Origin of the sequence: Methanosarcina baikalica (genome assembly GCF_031461075.1) — an archaeon.
Classification (GTDB): Archaea; Halobacteriota; Methanosarcinia; order Methanosarcinales; family Methanosarcinaceae; genus Methanosarcina; species Methanosarcina baikalica.
On record NZ_JAVKPK010000017.1, the window covers coordinates 1 to 14869 of the forward strand.

19 protein-coding genes are annotated in these 14869 nt (G+C 37.7%); 11 read left to right on the forward strand and 8 right to left on the reverse strand.

The window, feature by feature from the left end; genetic code table 11:
• Positions 1-587: 587 nt before the first annotated feature.
• From RG963_RS05650 to RG963_RS05660, 3 genes are all read right to left on the reverse strand, one after another.
• Complete coding sequence (locus RG963_RS05650) at positions 588-1370, reverse strand: class I SAM-dependent methyltransferase (protein WP_310575302.1); 783 nt, start codon at positions 1368-1370, stop codon at positions 588-590.
• 349 nt (positions 1371-1719) lie between these two features.
• Complete coding sequence (locus RG963_RS05655; protein WP_310575303.1) at positions 1720-2445, reverse strand: class I SAM-dependent methyltransferase; 726 nt, start codon at positions 2443-2445, stop codon at positions 1720-1722.
• Positions 2446-2961: 516 nt separating this feature from the next.
• Positions 2962-3318 (reverse strand): winged helix-turn-helix transcriptional regulator, encoded by a 357-nt coding sequence (locus tag RG963_RS05660; protein ID WP_310575304.1) that lies wholly within the window; start codon positions 3316-3318, stop codon positions 2962-2964.
• Between the two features lie 137 nt (positions 3319-3455).
• Between RG963_RS05660 and RG963_RS05665 the strand changes: the two genes are divergently transcribed.
• The 5 genes from RG963_RS05665 to RG963_RS05685 all read left to right on the forward strand — a co-directional run bounded on the left by RG963_RS05665 (position 3456) and on the right by RG963_RS05685 (position 6326).
• Positions 3456-4115: a nitrite/sulfite reductase domain-containing protein gene (locus RG963_RS05665; protein ID WP_310575305.1), complete on the forward strand. Its 660-nt coding sequence runs from the start codon at positions 3456-3458 to the stop codon at positions 4113-4115.
• 274 nt (positions 4116-4389) lie between these two features.
• On the forward strand, positions 4390-4728 hold the full coding sequence (locus tag RG963_RS05670) for a cupin domain-containing protein (protein WP_310575306.1): 339 nt from the start codon (positions 4390-4392) through the stop codon (positions 4726-4728).
• A 42-nt stretch (positions 4729-4770) separates the two neighbouring features.
• Complete coding sequence (locus RG963_RS05675; RefSeq protein ID WP_310575307.1) at positions 4771-5199, forward strand: ester cyclase; 429 nt, start codon at positions 4771-4773, stop codon at positions 5197-5199.
• Between the two features lie 230 nt (positions 5200-5429).
• Positions 5430-5885: a hypothetical protein gene (locus RG963_RS05680; RefSeq protein ID WP_310575353.1), complete on the forward strand. Its 456-nt coding sequence runs from the start codon at positions 5430-5432 to the stop codon at positions 5883-5885.
• Between the two features lie 72 nt (positions 5886-5957).
• The gene (locus RG963_RS05685) at positions 5958-6326 is read left to right on the forward strand and encodes an ATP-binding protein (protein ID WP_310575308.1); all 369 of its coding nucleotides are present in this window, start codon (positions 5958-5960) and stop codon (positions 6324-6326) included.
• Between the two features lie 240 nt (positions 6327-6566).
• Here RG963_RS05685 and RG963_RS05690 read toward each other — a convergent pair whose 3' ends face one another.
• Both RG963_RS05690 and RG963_RS05695 read right to left on the reverse strand, forming a co-directional pair.
• A complete protein-coding gene (locus RG963_RS05690; RefSeq protein WP_310575309.1) occupies positions 6567-6728 on the reverse strand; it encodes a hypothetical protein in 162 nt (53 codons plus the stop codon).
• Positions 6729-7191: 463 nt separating this feature from the next.
• Entirely contained in the window at positions 7192-7398 is a 207-nt protein-coding gene (locus RG963_RS05695; RefSeq protein WP_310575310.1) for a CxxC-x17-CxxC domain-containing protein, read from the reverse strand.
• Between the two features lie 911 nt (positions 7399-8309).
• Between RG963_RS05695 and cbiQ the strand changes: the two genes are divergently transcribed.
• The 5 genes from cbiQ (at position 8310) to RG963_RS05720 (ending at position 11618) form a co-directional block, all read left to right on the forward strand.
• Positions 8310-9122, forward strand: a complete 813-nt coding sequence (cbiQ, locus tag RG963_RS05700; RefSeq protein ID WP_310575311.1) for a cobalt ECF transporter T component CbiQ — start codon at positions 8310-8312, stop codon at positions 9120-9122.
• A 131-nt stretch (positions 9123-9253) separates the two neighbouring features.
• A complete protein-coding gene (locus RG963_RS05705) occupies positions 9254-10003 on the forward strand; it encodes an energy-coupling factor ABC transporter ATP-binding protein (RefSeq protein ID WP_310575312.1) in 750 nt (249 codons plus the stop codon).
• A gap of 222 nt (positions 10004-10225) precedes the next feature.
• Positions 10226-10891: an energy-coupling factor ABC transporter permease gene (locus RG963_RS05710; RefSeq protein ID WP_310575354.1), complete on the forward strand. Its 666-nt coding sequence runs from the start codon at positions 10226-10228 to the stop codon at positions 10889-10891.
• Positions 10884-11150, forward strand: a complete 267-nt coding sequence (locus RG963_RS05715; protein WP_310575313.1) for a hypothetical protein — start codon at positions 10884-10886, stop codon at positions 11148-11150. The genes RG963_RS05710 and RG963_RS05715 overlap by 8 nt, the downstream gene beginning before the upstream one ends.
• Positions 11151-11255: 105 nt before the next feature.
• Positions 11256-11618 (forward strand): carboxymuconolactone decarboxylase family protein, encoded by a 363-nt coding sequence (locus RG963_RS05720; protein ID WP_310575314.1) that lies wholly within the window; start codon positions 11256-11258, stop codon positions 11616-11618.
• Positions 11619-11646: 28 nt separating this feature from the next.
• On the opposite strand, the gene RG963_RS05725 is transcribed toward RG963_RS05720, so the two are convergent.
• The 3 genes from RG963_RS05725 to RG963_RS05735 form a co-directional block, all read right to left on the reverse strand.
• On the reverse strand, positions 11647-11793 hold the full coding sequence (locus tag RG963_RS05725) for a hypothetical protein (protein ID WP_310575315.1): 147 nt from the start codon (positions 11791-11793) through the stop codon (positions 11647-11649).
• Positions 11794-11982: 189 nt separating this feature from the next.
• The gene (locus RG963_RS05730) at positions 11983-13314 is read right to left on the reverse strand and encodes a sensor histidine kinase (protein ID WP_310575316.1); all 1332 of its coding nucleotides are present in this window, start codon (positions 13312-13314) and stop codon (positions 11983-11985) included.
• 144 nt (positions 13315-13458) lie between these two features.
• The gene (locus RG963_RS05735) at positions 13459-13650 is read right to left on the reverse strand and encodes a hypothetical protein (RefSeq protein WP_310575317.1); all 192 of its coding nucleotides are present in this window, start codon (positions 13648-13650) and stop codon (positions 13459-13461) included.
• 166 nt (positions 13651-13816) lie between these two features.
• On the opposite strand from RG963_RS05735, the gene RG963_RS05740 reads away from it, so the two are divergent.
• Positions 13817-14182, forward strand: a complete 366-nt coding sequence (locus RG963_RS05740) for a ribbon-helix-helix domain-containing protein (protein WP_310575318.1) — start codon at positions 13817-13819, stop codon at positions 14180-14182.
• Positions 14183-14869: the final 687 nt, after the last annotated feature.

Here is a 14869-nt window from a genome sequence, read left to right on the forward strand (position 1 = left end):
CTCTCCCATCTCGTAAATTTTCCAGACATCGGTAAGTTTGATAAGAGGATTGTACCCTGATATGGCAGCAACGTTACGAGTATCAGTATGATTATTAGCTTCAAAAAGACCTTTCTGATCAGTGAAATTTAATGATTTGTTTAGTGCCTCTGTAATATTTGATTGCATTTTATACCTCTAAAGTTCCGCGCGCTGTCTGATCTCTGTGAATTTATTTTAAATCTTCTTTTCAGGTTTTCACATACTTAGAGACTCGAAAACTTGCAAATTTACGAATATTGTACTTCTGGAAATTTCTGCAAATAAGATGTGAAAGTCAGCGCAAAATATTTATTGTGGAGGTTTTAACCAATTGGTTGGTGAGAATTCGTTAGATTTCTAACAAATAATATTGGATTCTATTTATAATTTTTGTACATACCTTAAAACTTAATGGGTGAAGTACAGACCAGCTTCAGTAAATGAGAATAATCAAACCCATCTGTTTAGAGAAATGCTTGAGTAAGGGGTCGGAACGGACGTAAAAACAACAGCTTCTGAAAAGTACAGAAAGGAATTTATAATTACATTCATCGCACGTTTTATAGTTAAGTTGTGAAATATGAAGGCCTTGAACCCTCTGCTAAAGCTTCACATATCCTGAGAGGTCTCATAATATCCTTCGATAATATCGTATGGTACCTGTACTCATAGTACATAGACTTTACATATTCCGTTTTGAAGCCGTGCTTATTGGCAATTTTTTCAATCAGGTAAGGACTGTGAGAATCTCCAATTATATCTCGGGGACGATTTTTCAAAATGGCAGATATTTGCTTAAAGCATCCCATACCAACCCTAGGCAAAGTTTTCCAGAATCTGAAGTTCTGTGAAAACCATCCGAATTTCCACAAAGAATACAGCTTGGGGTCAATTATATCAAAAAGGACTATTTTCCCTTCTTCATTGAGGTAGTTGGATGCGTGCTGGATAAAAGCATCTATCTGCTCAGGCGTCATATACTGGATCACTTCTGTTGCAGTAATCCGATCAAAAGATAAATTCAACTTGTCCCAGATTGTTTCGTCGTCGGCAAGGATTAAGTCTACATTCTTGTAGTTCTGCTGCCACATTTTCTTTTCCGCTTCAAAAAGCATGGAATTTGAAAAGTCAGCCCCCACTACCCTCTCATAATTTGGCACGTAGTATATTAGAAGTTCTCCAGCTCCGCATCCAAAATCGAGAAGAGATTTACCTCCATTTAAATGAAAAAGTTTTTCCTTAGCCTCTTTAAAAAGGAATTCTTCTGTAGAATACCTGTGACCCCCCGTCTTTTTGTCCGAAAAATATTCTGCCCAGGAAAACTTTGATCTATTTAATGCTGTTTCCATACCGAATACCTCTTTCCTTTTCTCTGTCCTTGTCATTTACGGAAGTAAATCAGCAATCAAGGCGCAAGTGAAAATGATTACATCTCTTTGGAGCTTATATAAAAAATATGTTTAGTACTACAAATATCACACGATTTTATATACTTATTGAAATATTTGTTCTGAAAATAAGTCCTTACCTGCCTTCGGAAATTCCTCTACTGATAACAGATTTTTACAATAAATAACCCAAATTGTATAATAACAAACTTTTGTAAAAATATTTTTAAGTGCTTACATAATTTATACAGGTCTCAAGATTAATTTAATTCTAAATTTATTTTAAATTCCACAGAGAATTGTTTCAATATTACAATGGTAATTTTCTTGACAAAATTGCGTGATATCTGTATTCATAATAAATTGATCTAATGTATTCCATTTCAAAACCATATTTATTAGCAATCTTTTCAATTTTATACGGATTGTGCGAATAGCCGATGATGTCCTTGGGGCTATTACTCAAACTTGCACAGATATAATCAAATAATTCCACAAATATCGTTGGTAGAACCTTCAAATAGTGGATTCTCTTTGAGAAAAATCCTATTTTCCACAGAACATATGACCTTGGCTCAATTATATCAAAAAAAACTATCTTTCCATCGTTGTTTAAATATTTAGATGCCGTCTCTATAAAACTGTCAATTTGCTCGAATGTTAAGTACTGGAGTACTTCTGTAGTTGTTATTCGGTCAAAGAGTGAACTAACCTCATTCCATACGGTTTTGTCGTCAGCTTTGATTAAGCACACATTGTCATATTTATTTACAGCAACTTTTCGTCGTGCTTCATCAAGCATGGAAGGAGAAAAGTCGACCCCTACAACCATTTCATAACATGGGGCATAATAAATTAAGAGTTCGCCAGCCCCGCACCCGAAATCAAGAAGAGAAGTGCCTCCGTCAAGGTGAAGTAATTTTTCTTTTGCTTCTTTATTGAGAAACTCTTCAGTTGAATGCCTGTGGCCTCCGTCCTTCTTATCCGAAAAATATTCATTCCATGAAAACTTTGATTTTTTAGGTGCGATTCCCATTTTTAATACTCCTTTTTTAAAATTGATACGAAAACAATAATATTAGGAAGAAATCTCTGAATACAACTTCTGATTTAAAATAGTAAAAGAAACGAAAGAATAAATAGGTTAACTGTATTAATTTATCTTTATTTTAATTACTGTACCTCTTATAATTTCCATATGGCCATTGAGAATTTCAAGAACAGGAGAAGATGCCAGGACTGCAAAAACCACAATATCAATCGTATCCTCAATCTCTCCGGGAGCCGAGTAACATCTAAGTCCTTTAATCTCCCGGATTACTTGCAGAGTAGATGTAGGTTATAGTTCAGAACTTAAATATTTACACTTAATAACTTCGGTTCTATAGGTTCTTAAAAAAGAAGTGTAAAACGCTGAAAGTTAGGTGAAACTCAGGACAAACTTCACAATCACGGAAAACACGGAGAGTACTGAAAAATAATATGCTGCTGTCTTCTTTATCCCATGCTTTCAGTGGTTTGAACTCACTTCATTTTCTATTACCACTGAGTTTCAGTGATCACAGTACATGCAAATGGCTTTTTCGCACTCTTCATTCTGGAATTTCCACTTCAGCCCCCAGCGTTTAATCGCCTGTATTATCTTCACGAAATCCACCCCACTTTCGGTCAGGTAATACTCGGATTTTGGGGGATTTGTCGAGTCATCAACCCTTTTTTTAATCAGACCCTCAGTTTCCAGTTCTGTCAGCCTCTCAGAGAGTATTTTCGGGGTTATGTATTCAAGTTTCCTTTTCAGCTCGTTAAAGCGCTTTTCTTTCTTTTCTCCTTTGTGCAACTCCAGGAGGATATGAATTGTCCATCTTTTTCCGATAATATTCATAGTCTTGTAGACTGTGCAGTCTTTCATAGTATAAACATAGAAACTGTTTAATATATAAATTAGTATCTCTTATATACTGGTATCAAAAGAATACTATTATATTATGCAATTTATAAAACTTACTTTTTAAAATATACTATAAAAATTTGGAGCAAGGATCAATCATGAAAGACAACTTACCGGAAAAAGGCGCAATCGTTCAGAGAGACCGTGAGACCTACGCAATCGCCCCCCATATTCCCGGAGGAATTGTGGACCCGACAACTCTCAGGAGAATTGCTGACGTTGCGGAAAAGTATGGGGCTGCGGCCCTCAAAATGACTTCTGCCCAGAGGATTGCAATAGTAGGCCTGAAAGAAGAAGACCTTGATAATGTTTGGGCTGAGCTTGATATAAAGCCAGGTGCAGCAATAGGGCTTTGCGTAAGAAGCGTAAAATTCTGTCCAGGGACAACTTTCTGCAAGCAAGGAAAGCAGGATGCTGTAAGCCTGGGTCTGAAACTGGATGAGAAATATCACGGAATGCAAATGCCTTCAAAGCTAAAGATGGCTGTTTCCGGCTGCCCGAATTCATGTGCTGAACCTGCTATCAAGGATATAGGGGTAATGGGCACTGCCAGAGGATACACACTGATGGTCGGAGGCTCTGCAGCCGCAACGCCAAGACTTGCCGAGGTTGTCGCAAAGGAATTATCCGAAGAAGAAATTCTTGAAACGGTCGATAGAATTCTTAATTTCTACAAAAGCTCAGGTACGAAAAAGAGGCTAGGGAAGTTCATTGAAGACGTGGGCCTTGATAAATTCAAAAACCAGGTAGGGCTGTAAAACATCCATTTCCAGCCCCATATGCTCTTTGCTTTTCTTTAAAATTTTTCCATATGTAAACTCAAACCCTTGATCTCAAACGGGATTTCAAAGGTTAAAGTTAATAATGGCTCTCAGAGGTAATGAAAAAATTTGTATCAGGCATATATGGGAAGGGTGTCAGAATTGAGTATGCATTATAAAAGAGCAGATAAAAATGATCTAACAATATTTATAATATATGCCGGTATAATACTGAAAAATCCGAAAATTGCGGTCAAACGGGGAGAATAATATGAAAGTTACCGAGATGAAATCCTCACCTGAAAAGCCAAACCCTCATAATGTGAGCGTCCGGATGCTCTACGACACCGAACATGCCCAGGCAGTGCACATAGAACTCAAACCAGGGGAAGCCTTAAAAAAACATATCACGCCTGTGGAAGTGTTCTTTTATATTCTTGAGGGAAAAGGCGTTGTTGAAATTGGCGACGAACAACAGGAAGTCAGCAGGGATATGTTAATTGAAAGTCCTGCAAAGGTCCCTCACAGCCTTCTGAATCCCGGAAATGGGATCTTCAGAGTGCTTGTTGTTAAAGTTCCACGGCAAACCGAATCCACACGTCTGCTGTAAAACCGGATCAGATAAACTGAATTAACAGGTTAGATAAAACAAATGGAAGAAAACATGTCTATAGAAGAGAACAAAGCAATAATTCGACGATTTTTTGAGGAAGGGCCCTCTAAAGGAAATCTGATTGTTGCTGATGAGCTGCTGTCACCTGACTTCACCCTTCATGTTCCTCTTCCTGTGTCTCCGGGAATCGAAGGGATACATGAAGTAATTACCACATGCAGGGGAGCTTTCGAGCACCTTAATGTTACAATTGAAGATCTGATTGCCGAGGATAATAACGTGGCTGCTCGTTTCACAGCTCATGGTATACATAAAGGCAGTTTTATGGGCCTGCCGGCTACAGGAAAGCCAATAACCATGACTGGTATAGAGACTTTCCGCATTAAGGATGGTAAGATTATTGAGCTGTGGGGTGAGGCTAACCTTCTTGGTTTGATGCAGCAGCTAGGGATTTTTGCTGCACCATAAGTTGAAATTTTGCAAAGTCATTCATAATTGCATCGTGCTTCTCATTTGGAGCTTTGCACGTTTCAGGTATGCAGATAAGTTTAGAAAGCATGTGTAAATGAAAGGAATATTCATAGGTAAGTATCAACCAACTAATGAGGCACAACCAGCTAACGGGGCATGGTAAAAATTTTATTTCATAGTGAAATACAACTTGCAGATATAACTTGAGAATATGCCAGGTCGATAAAATGAACCATGATATAACCAGGGACCGGAATCTCGAAGAAGATACAAATTACGAAGGTGTAGACCTTGAACTTCGGGATATTCCCCTTCCGAACACAGGCAACATACTCTATTCAATATTAAATTCTTTAAATTATAATATTGCAAACTTTTATGCTTATACGAAGTTCAAGGACTATATCTCTGAAAATACCTTAGCTCTTGAACTGCTACAGAGAAGCATGAGCATTCACAGGGATTTTTCAGCCCTGTTCCTGCACACTAAAGAAGAACTGGTACTTACTTATCCGGATCTTCTGGAAAAAGCTGAAAAATTGTTATTCAAAGGAGAAGCAAGTACTGACTTTATAAATTATACTTGCAAAATGTGCAAAGTAATCAACGATTACAAAGCAATGCTGCATAGAGAGGGATATTTGCCGGACCTTAAAATGAAGCTATTGCTGGGTGACATATAATTTCTGGCAGCTCGCTGCACAACATAAATAAAATCATTTTTAACGGCATGATCTTGAAGGGGGGTCGCTTTCATGGTAAAACGAATGATAGTGAAAATTGACGAAGAAAAATGTACAGGCTGCGGAAAATGTGTTGCACCGTGCGCCGAAGGTGCTATTCAAATCATTAACGGAAAAGCGAAGGTCGTATCCGAAGAACTCTGTGACGGCATGGGCTTTTGCCTCGGCATCTGTCCCGAAGGTGCAATTTCAATTGAGGAAAGACACACCATCGAATTTAATCGAGAAAAAGCAGAAGCCCAGCCCAAGAAAGAAGACATCTCCATTCACTGCTTTAGCTGCGGAGCAGGCGAAAATACCCACTATCTCCTCCCCCTGAAGCACAAAATGCAAAGCCTCTGGGTCTGTACCCGGTGCCTTCCCAAGCTGATTCATGGGTGACTCTCTCAACCTTTTCTCTTATTAAGTCAGTCTGCTTGAGCGAGTAAAGCGGGTGAAACGGACAGCGCATAATAATAATTAACAGCATGAGCTATTGTACTTGATTTTATACTTCCAATGAGTAATTCCTGTTAACCCACGGGTACTTTTATTTGTGCCTGTTATTCTGAGAACTTTATATTCGTTTAGCATAAAAATAACATTTTTAGATGTTTTGTATCTTAACAGAATACAAATGAATTACTTTTGTAGTTCCTTTTTAAGACATTCAGGACATCCCTTCCCTATTTTAGTCCATTTTCTACTAATATACATATAAACAGCTTGCTTATAGTATTCTCCGCAGATTTCACATGGGGCATAATTCCTCACCTTCTTGATTTTTGATTTACCGATTTTCATTTTCAACTCCATGTATCTATACATATTAATTAGTATCTATAATAACATCGATCATATTAGTGTCGCGTCAATCCTCAACGATTTAACGCTTCTGAATAATTGCAATCGATTTTATTCGACATTTTGCTGTTGACTCGATACCAGTGCATCGACTCCAAATTGTATCAAAAGCTAAATGTTTGAATTCAGATCCAGAAGTCAGCTTGAGCAAAGTGAAAAGGACAGACAGTGTGCCAATTTTCTGTAAAATCACAAATCTCAATAAGTTATTGGGTAGAAAATACCGCTTTAGAAGAAGCTATTTTCATACCGTGAAGAATATGACATTGAATTTGCTATAATTCGTGACACTTCCAAAGAACACCGTGTCCTCTAAGCAAAATTCATGTGGCAGAGCCTTAACCCTGCCCAAAAAGTGAAAGATAAATAAGTGTTGATGTAAACTCAGTTACATAAATAGAATTTAGTATCTGCGGTTTTCTCTGGGTGGCCTGTGATTGGGAAGACATTCCCTGCAGTAAACTGGTCGTCCTTCTGTTGGCTTGAACGGAACTTCGGTCTCAACACCGCAATCAGAACAGATTGCCTTGTACATTTCTCTGGGAGCTCCGAAACCTCCGCGATTGCTATCTCTTCCCCTGGAAAGGGTTCCTCTGTCGTTAAAAGCCATTTTCTTTTACCTTTGTTTTAGTTGTTAGTTGATAGTGAGGACGTATGCGGTTGAACTGAAAAATCAATAACTTTAACCCTTAACAGTCTGAAACATGAATTAAACACAGCGCTAATGTAATTGATTTTGCTCCTCCAGTGCGTAAGTCCTATATACTATAATATGCGCAAGTTGTATATATACATGTTTACTTGTATATATACATTTGATTTCTGGTTGCTACTTCCCTACATTTGAAACCTCACATATAAAGTATCTTTGCAATCATTTAGGGCATAGTTACAAAATTCTTACTTATTTATTTCTGAATATCGAAGGGATTTTGTATCTCCATAGAAGTACAGGATATTGGAGGCATTGTTTGAAGTATATCCCAAGGCAACGACCTGCAAAAAAAATTGCAGACAATTTGATATTTTAAATCTATTTTTGGACCTGGTTTTTGGCAGTAAAATAAGGCAAAGCAAAATTGCTTTTGAATAGCTGCCGTAGCTACCAAACCAGTTGCGGCTCCAAGGTTTCCATCCTTGTTTTAGAGGATATTGCTAACGAATCTTCAACTTAGAATCCTAGTGCATAATCTTATTCAGGTGCAGTTTGCACATACATAAATTTTGAAAAATTAAACTAAGGTAAAATTTGGATATATACCAAATTTCACTATATATCTTTGTATTTAGCCCAAAAGTTATATATCTATCTCAGGGGGATTAATTAATCCTGGAAATCAGGAGAAAAAATATGCGAAAAAAAAATAGTTTCAAGTTTAGGCGTATTTGTTTCTTGGAAGGTGAGGAATCAGATATTGCATCTCTGAGTTTCATGTTCCAGGCAGACGTGAAAGATATGTATTCTTACTTGTTGCTTGATTGTGGTTATATGTAATTTTGAGTAAATATTCTCGAGTATACATGAATAATTCACAGGCTTCTGGTCATATTCCCGATCTTGATCTTATCACTCATTATAGTGAGAACTGTCGCTCTGCCCTTTCTAGGGCCAGCCCCTGGACAAAACTAGTCGCTCTTATTGCCATTATCGTAATCCTAACTATTTCTAATAGTGTTAAGTTACTGGTGGCACTATATGCGCTTATACTTATCTTATACTGGCAGTCCAATCTACCGTTAAGGAAGCTATTTGACTGGTGCCTTTTGCCTATTTTGTTTGTTTTATCTTTAGTTGTTCTGTTGATGTGGAGTGAACCCGGTGTGCCATTATTTTCTCTAAGACTCGCTTGGGTTTCCTTGACTTTGACAGATAACGGATTATTGCTATTGATCCGGCTTTTGCTAAAAGCCCTTATATCAATGACATCTTCCCTTCTGTTACTCATGACAACTAAATATGCTCACCTTTCAGCCATAATTTACAGGACCTTCCCATCCCCTCTGGATCAGATATTTCTGATGTCTTACAGGTTTCTCTTTATAACTCTGGATATGGTCGATTCTATGATAAGGGCTTTTAAATCGAGAGGTGGGGGCTTTATTAAAAGCATGAGCAGGCAAAGCCAGACCTTTGCGGAGATCTTTGCACTTGTTTTTATCAGGGCTTATGATCAGGCGGAGAGGGTGAATAAAGCTATGGAGTCGAGGGGATATAATGGGACGTACACTACAACTACAGAAGTTCAACAAATTACGCCTATAGAATACCTTATTTTGTCGGCGTTTTTAGTTGCAGTAGCTTATTTGCTACTATTTTATGGTTCATCAATTTAGAGGTGAATTTGTAATTTATGAAAAAATATATTGATGTATTACACGATCATGGTTTTCCCGACCCTCATGAGCTGATACATGTAGATTGTGCAAGTCACATTTATCCCGATGGCAGTATTGGAATTCATGAGTTGTGCTTTAGGGTTAAAGAAAATGAGATAGTTGCGGTGTGTGGGGCAAACGGTTCAGGTAAATCAACCCTCCTGGAGCACTTGAATGGCCTACTTCTACCGTCAAAAGGTAACGTCTATGTCATGGGCGAACTGATAGACCCCAGAACGAAAAAAGATCTGTGGAAGAATGTAGGGATAGTGTTCCAGAAGTCGGATGATCAGCTTTTTGCGCCTACTGTCCTGGATGATGTGATGTTCGGTCCACTCAATTTAGGCATGAACAAAGGTGAAGCCTGGGATGCAGCAATGAAAGCTCTAAGGGCCGTAGGGGCTGAGGAGTTTATAAATAAGATTCCTAATTACCTTAGCGGTGGCCAGAAAAGGCTAGTCTCGATAGCTGGAATCCTTGCCATGAAACCAAAAATAATTGCTCTTGATGAACCAACTTCCGACCTGGATCCCCATCATGCTGAAATTGTTGAAAACGTAATCTGTGGATTAAAAGAGGAACATGGTATCAGCATAGTCCTGGCAACACACGACCTTGACCTTGCTGCACGTATAGCGAATAGGGTGTGCATTGTAAAGAAAGGATCAGTAATAGCAGAGGGCAGTCCCTCAGAAATCTTTTACAATACTGGTTTACTTGAAGATGCCGGGCTGAAAGAACCTAAGATTGTACAGATATACGAAGCCTTCTGCGAATTCAGAGGGGTGAAGATGGAAAAAAGGCCTGTGACTATAGAGGAACTGGTAAAATCTCTCTAACCCACGAACATATATAAGCCATATCGAAAAAGCTGTAGCGACCTGGCTTGAATTTGATCTTTTCCGATTAAACCCATTATTCTCTGGCTAACTTGCAAATATGAAGTTTGGTAAGGCACCAAACAATTTGGTGATCTACCAAAAATTAAACAATTTGGTTCCACTGAAACCTGGTTAAAAATCTGCATAAATAAAAAACAAGATATGTTAGGAAGTTCTGGAATGGCTCACATACATTTAGAAGATGGTGCTTTCTCCCTGCAATGGGTCTCTATATGGTGGATTCTCTCTCTAATTTTGGTCTGCCTTTGTATATACTGGATGAGAAAAATGAAGAATAAGAATAACAATAACAATAAAGTGTTAACTATAGCAGGGATGTGCACTGCTGCTTCATTTGCGATATTTCAGGTGAATATCCCTCTGTTCGGGGGGGTTCACATGAATCTTACGCCTCTTATAGGCATCCTGGGAGGCCCTGCCGGTGGGGGAATAATCGTGTTCATAGTGAACATATTATCGGCTGCAATAGGGCATGGTGGATGGGGACTGATTGGAGCTAATACTCTGGTCAATATAACTGAAGTTTCCATTGCCTACTTTACATACCGTGGACTTGCCAAAGCCAAATTGAGCTCATTCTCAAGAGCCGGTATTGCTACCCTGGCAGGACTTATGTTTGGTAATATAATTATGATAGTCATAATATTGGTCTCGGGCATCCAGGGAGTAACGCAGAGTCGCATGGATATTCTCTATGGACTCTCCCTGCTGGCAGGAGTCAATATGGGGGTTGCTGCAATAGAGGCTGTACTTACGGGATATGTAATATCGTATATACAAAAAGTCAGACCAGACATGCTTCAGGAGGCTGAGCCACTTGTATGAAATAAACCGCAAGAAAAGTATGATTCTGTTTGGGGTTTTGATTTTGGCTGTTGTGGGATTAAGCTTGGTTGCCTACCATGTTTCAGGCCATATGGGTATAGAAGAGAGATTTAATAGTGCCGTTGGGATTTACGCGGGTCCAGAAGAGGAAGGGTCTTCCGGCATATTTGGATTTAATATTGAGGGCAACCCATTATACTATGCAGTCATCCTTGCCTCCCTGATAATATTATGCTTGATTATTTACATTAAAAAATAGAAATACTGTCGCCTGTTGCATTCCGGAGCCTCAGGAATAGATATATATTATGCATAATGATACTAATATTAATATAAATACAAATACAATCGGGGGTTATTAAATATGGAAGAAGATAAACATCTGGAACCTAAAGAATTACTTGAAAGCATGAGTAAGAAACTGGGCTTTACTCCGCATATTCTTGAAATTATTGGAGAGCTTGACAGTGAATCACTTAAAAAATACAACAGGTGTAATAATAAATTACTGTCAGATGGAGCCCTGCCTGCAAAGGTGAAGATCCTGATAGCTCTTGCAGTTGTTGCATCCAAACAGTGCGAAAGGTGTACTGTTGTGCAGATGCAAAGTGCACTCAAGAATGGTGCCACCAAAGAAGAAATAATGGAAGTTATGGATGTCATATTCATAACCTCAGGCGCGCCTGCTGTAGCAGCTTGCAGGGATGCGTTAAAACTACTAAAGTAAAAAAGGCTTAACCCTTTTATGACATTTTTCAGACAGGTGCAATAAAAGCGTAGAAAGCCACATTATAGTGCCTGTAAGCTATTTTTATTTTTGTAGTGTATGTTCCAGACATTTCATTTATTAAAGTTCTTATGTCATCAACAGAAGCCGGGATGATTTCAAAAGGGACCTCCATTTCAATAATTTAAACCGGATGTTCTCTAATTCAACATTCCAATGTTTAGAAGTAACCTCTTTATACAGCTCCATGGCCTGTACTATGAAATCCCCCTCAGCGTAACTTTCGGTTTCTTCTAAAAATCGTTTTTGTACTTCAATTCTTTAACTTTATTTTTGATAGGTTGCCGCGATTTGTGACAGTGATTTAATTCAATTTGCTAAAGCAAATAATAAACGCAGTCCCATTGTCCCTTTTAAGTTCAATGTAACCTTCTATTTGTTCAACAAGGATGTTTACAATCTGGAGACCTAGAGATTTCGTATTCCGAAAATCTACTTCCTCCGGAAATCCCTTACCATTATCTGCTACTTTCAGTATAAACAGCAAATCATTTTCATTCCTGAAGTTCGATTTTGTCCCTGAATTTCCGAGATTGTTATTTTCTTTTTCGTAATTTTTCACCCTGGAAAGACTTATATGGATTTCCCCTTCTTTTCCGGTAGGAAATGCGTACTTCAGAGCATTTGAAATTAGCTCGTTAACAATAATACCGAGAGGAATTGCCGTATTCATTCCCAGATAAATTTGTTCAAGGTCAAGCTTAAGGTTTATCCTCTCACCCCCCAACTTGTAGGAACGGAAAAGATCTGCAGTGAGTTTTCGGAGATAATCTGCAAAGTCAAGGGTGTCCAGTTCATCACCTTTGTATAGTTCTTGATGAATTAGAGCCATTGAAGCTACACGGTTCTGGCTTTCTCGAAAAGCTTCAAGCATTTTTGCATCAGTGGACCTTTCAGCTTCCAGGCTTAAAAGAGATGAAATCACCTGCAGATTGTTTTTGATCCTGTGGTGAATTTCTTTTATACGAGCTTCCTGTATTTTTTTAAGATTAATGTCTATCGTTTTTCTATTCGTGATATCACGAACTAACCCATGTGCCTGTCCTGATGTTCTGGAACCTGTAGGAAATTTTTGGAGAATTTCCTGGACCCATCTTATTTCCCCATCCTTTCTCCATATTCTGTACTCCAGTTCGGTAGATATATCCGGTTCAGATATCGCCTTTTTCAGATTTTCACAGGCCAAAGGCCGATCTTCAGGTATAATTAGTTCTACCCATTTAACTTTACCAAAAAGGAATTCTTCTTTACTGTATCCAGTGATACTTTCGATATCTCCATCTATGGATATTGGTGCAAAGTTCTCATCTATCCTGAGTCCTATAAAACCCTCGATATTTTGCTTGAGTAAATGGTAGTTTTTTTTCGTTTCAGTCTTATAAACAGATTGAAGCCACTCCTGGCCTTCTTTAGTTTTCATAAGAACTTCAAGTAAATCAGGAATTCGATTTTTACGTTCCTCTGCTTCCTTTGTTTTTATATGATCGTACTTCCCAAAAAACTCAGATAGTGCTAGAGACACTACATCAGAAACGCTTGAAAATTCGAAAGTTGCAACTAACTCAAGGCACCGTATTTTAATCCATGGAGATACAGTGGCATTAATTTGTTCCTTTTTCTTTACCGCTTTGGCCATTTACAATCCCCAATTAGAAGTTTTCTACCTAGTACTTTAGAAATTTATATATAATGTAGTGGAGTTTTCACTATACAATGTAGTAATTATTATATAAGTAGGAAAAAATGTTTTGTAACCAAAAAATGTAGAGAAACTGGCAGATTACACTTCTCCTTGATAACCCTCTTTTTTTCCAGGCAAGCAGGCCACTTGCTGCAGGGCAAACGTTGATCCTGTCGTATTTCCCCCAGTCATGCAAGCAAGCATCTCTTCTTTTTCGTTGAAGGTTACCCCCACAGCACGACGAACAGCGGCAGAATAGCTCTTATATTGCTTTTTTCCATCAGCGATCACTGTTATATTTGGAAAATATCAGGTTGGAGCTGATAATTTTTCTGTATTTTTTTGCCATTTGTGGTGAATTAATCATATAATAATATGAAATATTCACATATAACGATTTGTATAGGTTCGTACTTCATACAATTATTTATATTATAGACAATTGTATGATTTAACGATGAAAGAGCGATTTACTGTCTCGATGGACGATGATCTTGCAACATGGCTTGACAAATTATGTGATGAAAAAATATTCAGCAGCCGAAGTCACGGAATTGAGTTTTGTGTTAAACAGATCAAAAAAATGGATGTCGAGAAAGTTGTGCTTTTACACTGGGGTAAAGAAGAAGTGGAGCCAATTTTTTTATCGAAAAACAACGCTAAGATCCTTACCAGGATATCTGAAAAATTAGACCTCAGTCCTGAAGATACACTCAGCATTCTTTTATATAAAGGATTAGAGGAAGTAAGTAAAAACGCCCAGAAGCTGGAAAAAGGGGAAGGAAATAAAAAGGAAAACTCTAGAAAAGTATTCTTCGAATGATTTTTTAACAATTTGAATAACCGAATTACTTTCTAATGGTTTTCGTGTTTTAAGTGTTAAAACCGGTATTTTCAAAAAGCCACATCTAAAATATGGATAAAGTATCAAAAACGGTCTTTCAAGAAGAAAAACTTTAAATGTTATTATACGCCGGGAGTTAGGAGAAGAAAGAAAATATGCTTAGAGCTCGAAACAAACGAGTAAGATCAAAACAGTTGTAGAAAAGAATAGACTTGAGAGCTAAATTACTTTTTCCCATTTTTTATGTCGGATTACTGGAAATTTCGTTTTTCCGTTTTTCTGTTTTTTCGAGTTAATATATAACTCTTTATTTTCTAACAATTTTATAATATAAATAATTTTCCTGGGTGGTTTACATAAAGAATCTATTTCAATAAGTAAGTCAATTTGTGAGCCAATTTACAAAGTAAATACTTTTCTATCTTTTTAGTATTGAAACTGGTTCGGTAATGGTGTGAGTTATTGAAAACCGTAAGCACAAGAATCTCTCTACATTTTACTCAAACATGGGGAATGTACTCTGTTTTTCAGAATTGATCAATAACTCACTAACACGACCCGAAATAAAGAGGAGCTAAAAATTCTTACCAATGTGTTTTTATCGTGTATTGTGGAAACATGAGCTTCTTTTCAGACTTTACTTTTCCTGAATTCTCAATAAAATCA

What these genes read in the sequence shown, in the direction of transcription:
- RG963_RS05660 (WP_310575304.1), bottom strand. Translation starts at nt 3,318, where the DNA reads ATGAAAGACTGCACAGTCTACAAGACTATGAATATTATCGGAAAAAGA.
- RG963_RS05690 (WP_310575309.1), bottom strand. Translation starts at nt 6,728, where the DNA reads ATGAAAATCGGTAAATCAAAAATCAAGAAGGTGAGGAATTATGCCCCA.
- RG963_RS05725 (WP_310575315.1), bottom strand. Translation starts at nt 11,793, where the DNA reads ATGGAGGTCCCTTTTGAAATCATCCCGGCTTCTGTTGATGACATAAGA.
- RG963_RS05710 (WP_310575354.1), top strand. Translation starts at nt 10,226, where the DNA reads ATGGCTCACATACATTTAGAAGATGGTGCTTTCTCCCTGCAATGGGTC.
- RG963_RS05665 (WP_310575305.1), top strand. Translation starts at nt 3,456, where the DNA reads ATGAAAGACAACTTACCGGAAAAAGGCGCAATCGTTCAGAGAGACCGT.
- RG963_RS05680 (WP_310575353.1), top strand. Translation starts at nt 5,430, where the DNA reads ATGAACCATGATATAACCAGGGACCGGAATCTCGAAGAAGATACAAAT.
- RG963_RS05670 (WP_310575306.1), top strand. Translation starts at nt 4,390, where the DNA reads ATGAAAGTTACCGAGATGAAATCCTCACCTGAAAAGCCAAACCCTCAT.
- RG963_RS05730 (WP_310575316.1), bottom strand. Translation starts at nt 13,314, where the DNA reads ATGGCCAAAGCGGTAAAGAAAAAGGAACAAATTAATGCCACTGTATCT.
- RG963_RS05720 (WP_310575314.1), top strand. Translation starts at nt 11,256, where the DNA reads ATGGAAGAAGATAAACATCTGGAACCTAAAGAATTACTTGAAAGCATG.
- RG963_RS05685 (WP_310575308.1), top strand. Translation starts at nt 5,958, where the DNA reads ATGGTAAAACGAATGATAGTGAAAATTGACGAAGAAAAATGTACAGGC.
- RG963_RS05740 (WP_310575318.1), top strand. Translation starts at nt 13,817, where the DNA reads ATGAAAGAGCGATTTACTGTCTCGATGGACGATGATCTTGCAACATGG.
- RG963_RS05695 (WP_310575310.1), bottom strand. Translation starts at nt 7,398, where the DNA reads ATGGCTTTTAACGACAGAGGAACCCTTTCCAGGGGAAGAGATAGCAAT.
- cbiQ (WP_310575311.1), top strand. Translation starts at nt 8,310, where the DNA reads ATGAATAATTCACAGGCTTCTGGTCATATTCCCGATCTTGATCTTATC.
- RG963_RS05655 (WP_310575303.1), bottom strand. Translation starts at nt 2,445, where the DNA reads ATGGGAATCGCACCTAAAAAATCAAAGTTTTCATGGAATGAATATTTT.
- RG963_RS05675 (WP_310575307.1), top strand. Translation starts at nt 4,771, where the DNA reads ATGGAAGAAAACATGTCTATAGAAGAGAACAAAGCAATAATTCGACGA.
- RG963_RS05650 (WP_310575302.1), bottom strand. Translation starts at nt 1,370, where the DNA reads ATGGAAACAGCATTAAATAGATCAAAGTTTTCCTGGGCAGAATATTTT.